This window comes from Burkholderia sp. AU31652 (assembly GCF_002223155.1).
In the GTDB taxonomy this organism is placed as follows: domain Bacteria; phylum Pseudomonadota; class Gammaproteobacteria; order Burkholderiales; family Burkholderiaceae; genus Burkholderia.
The window spans coordinates 1-2,472 of record NZ_NKFG01000009.1; the positions used below are offsets into that span (position 1 = coordinate 1).

At 61.8% G+C, this 2,472-nt stretch carries 4 protein-coding genes; 1 reads left to right on the top strand and 3 read right to left on the bottom strand.

Annotated features, from left to right (window positions below; all coding sequences use genetic code 11):
• The 3 genes from CFB40_RS38505 to CFB40_RS39385 all read right to left on the bottom strand — a co-directional run.
• Positions 1-154 (bottom strand): FAD-dependent oxidoreductase (locus CFB40_RS38505; RefSeq protein ID WP_143282287.1); only part of this gene is annotated, 154 nt, incomplete at its 3' end.
• A 219-nt stretch (positions 155-373) separates the two neighbouring features.
• Positions 374-1,219 carry an enoyl-CoA hydratase/isomerase family protein gene (locus tag CFB40_RS37550; RefSeq protein WP_089434239.1) on the bottom strand — a complete coding sequence of 282 codons (846 nt, stop codon included), beginning with the start codon at positions 1,217-1,219 and terminating at the stop codon, positions 374-376.
• A 12-nt stretch (positions 1,220-1,231) separates the two neighbouring features.
• The gene (locus tag CFB40_RS39385; protein ID WP_143329958.1) at positions 1,232-1,372 is read right to left on the bottom strand and encodes an SDR family oxidoreductase; all 141 of its coding nucleotides are present in this window, start codon (positions 1,370-1,372) and stop codon (positions 1,232-1,234) included.
• Positions 1,373-1,688: 316 nt separating this feature from the next.
• On the opposite strand from CFB40_RS39385, the gene CFB40_RS37555 reads away from it, so the two are divergent.
• Positions 1,689-2,438, top strand: a complete 750-nt coding sequence (locus CFB40_RS37555; protein ID WP_089434238.1) for an electron transfer flavoprotein subunit beta/FixA family protein — start codon at positions 1,689-1,691, stop codon at positions 2,436-2,438.
• Positions 2,439-2,472: the final 34 nt, after the last annotated feature.

A 2,472-nucleotide genomic window follows, 5' to 3' on the forward strand; every position in this document is an offset into this window, starting at 1 on the left:
GCACGCACACGCCGATCTCGGTGCCTTTCTCGGCGGCCAGCTGCTTGAGCCGGATCGCCGCCGACAGCCCGGCGGGGCCGCCGCCGACGATCACGACGTCGTATTCCATCGATTCGCGCGGGCCGTATTGCTCGATGAGACTGGTTTGGGACATGTGCTGATTCAAATCATGTAGGCGCGACAGATTCCCATCGCGTGTTGAACTCGGCTTCGTCGTCGTGACCAGCCGACCTTTTTCAATCGCTCAGTGTGCGACCGCGCTCCTACCCCGGTCGACCGGTAAGCGGAGTCAGTGGTCGCGGGTGTGCCACAGCGGCAAACGCGAGCCCATGCTGCGCACGCCGGGCCCCGTTTCTTTCACCGATCTTCCGGCTTATACGCTCCGCGTCGGAGACACCGGCGTTTCGAGGGGGAATTCCGGCGCGCGCTTGTCGCGGAACGACTTCACGCCTTCGCGTACTTCAGCCCCGCCGAACCCAAACATTTCCAGTGCCAGCGACGCGTCGAAAGTCGGCCCAGCCTGGCGCAGCCAGTTGTTGAGCGCGTATTTGGTCAAGCGTATCGCCGACGGTGCGCCGTTCACGAGCCGCACAGCGATCGACAACGCCGTTTCCTGAACGTCGGCATCGTCTACCGCGACGGATACCAGTCCGATCTGCTCGGCCTTCTCGCCATTCACGGGTTCGCACAGCATCAGGTGATATTTGGCTTTCGCCATGCCGCAAAGCAGCGGCCAGATGATCGCTGCGTGATCGCCTGCTGCGACGCCGAGCCGCGTATGACCGTCGACCAGGCGTGCCGATCGGCCGGCCACCGAAATATCCGCGAGCAGCGCCGCCACGAGCCCTGCACCCACCGCCGAGCCATGGATCGCGGAGACGATCGGCTTCGAACAGTTGATGATGTTGTAGACGAGATCCTTGGATTCGCGCCAAACGCGCACCCGCGCGTCGAACGAATCGATCATTTCCTCGACCATGTCGAAGTCGCCACCTGCAGAGAATGCCTTGCCTGCGCCGCACAGGATCACGGCAGCGACACTCGGATCCTCGTCGACGTCTCGCCACACTCGCGCCAACTCCTCATGACCTCGCGCGTCGAGCGCGTTGAGTCGCTCCGGACGGTTGAGCGTAATGCGCAAGACCCCCTTCGCGGGTCGATCGAACGCAAGACTCGAATACGACGCGTATATGGATGTCTCCTGATCGCTCTCTGACATGATTCTTCCTTTCTATGTTTGACTCACGGAGCCGCGCGACGTGATCCCGTCGTCCACCGTGACAATCGTTCCGGACGTATAGCCGGACTTGCCGGATGCAAGGAATACGAACAGCTCCGCGAACTCGTCGACAGTCGCAGCGCGACCACCCATCCGAACGAAGCCGACGCGATTTCGGCATGCGCTGGGCTTTGATCTCAATCGTGTGCGCGGCGTCTGGAAGCGTCAACGCACGACCAGGTGTTGTTCCGTACGTCGGAATAACCACAATGCAGCTTTTCGTCTGTGCCGCGCCATCCGGCACGTATTGTCAATTCCACGCGCTCCTCGCGGTTTCCGAAGTACGGAATCATTGAACCGCCGGTGTTGACCTGACCATGGCAGAACCGACACTGTTGACGCTACGCCAGTGCGGCAGCTTATTCCGTGCAGTGGGTGCAGGATTGTTGATTGGAAAAGGAGACGCAAAGTGAAGGTATTGGTCCCGGTCAAGCGCGTCGTCGACGCGAACGTGAAGGTCGGCGTGAAATCCGACCAATCGGGTGTCGACATCGCGAACGTGAAGATGTCGATGAACCCGTTCGACGAAATCGCTGTTGAAGAAGCCGTGCGCCTGAAGGAAGCGGGCGTGGCGACCGAAGTGATCGCCGTATCGGTAGGCGTCGCGCAAGCGCAGGAAACGCTGCGTACGGCGCTGGCGATCGGCGCGGATCGCGCGATCCTCGTCGAGTCGAACGACGGCGTCGAGCCGCTGGGCGTCGCGAAGATCCTGAAGGCGCTGGTCGACAAGGAGCAGCCGCAACTGGTGATCCTCGGCAAGCAGGCGATCGACGACGATTCGAACCAGACTGGCCAGATGCTGGCGGCGCTGGCAGGCCTGCCGCAAGCGACGTTCGCATCGAAGGTGACGGTGGCCGACGGCCGTGCAACCGTCGCACGCGAAGTCGACGGTGGCGCGGAAACGCTGTCGCTTCAACTGCCCGCCGTCATCACCACGGATCTGCGCCTGAACGAGCCGCGTTACGTGACGCTGCCGAACATCATGAAGGCGAAGAAGAAGCCGCTGGAAACGGTGAAGCCGGAAGACCTGGGTGTCGACGTCGCGCCGCGTCTGAAGACGCTGAAAGTGGTCGAGCCGCCGAAGCGCGCAGCCGGCGTGAAGGTGCCGGACGTGAAGACGCTGGTCGAGAAGCTGAAGACCGAAGCCAAGGTGCTGTAAGAGGGAGCGGAAAGAAATGACGATTCTGGTGATT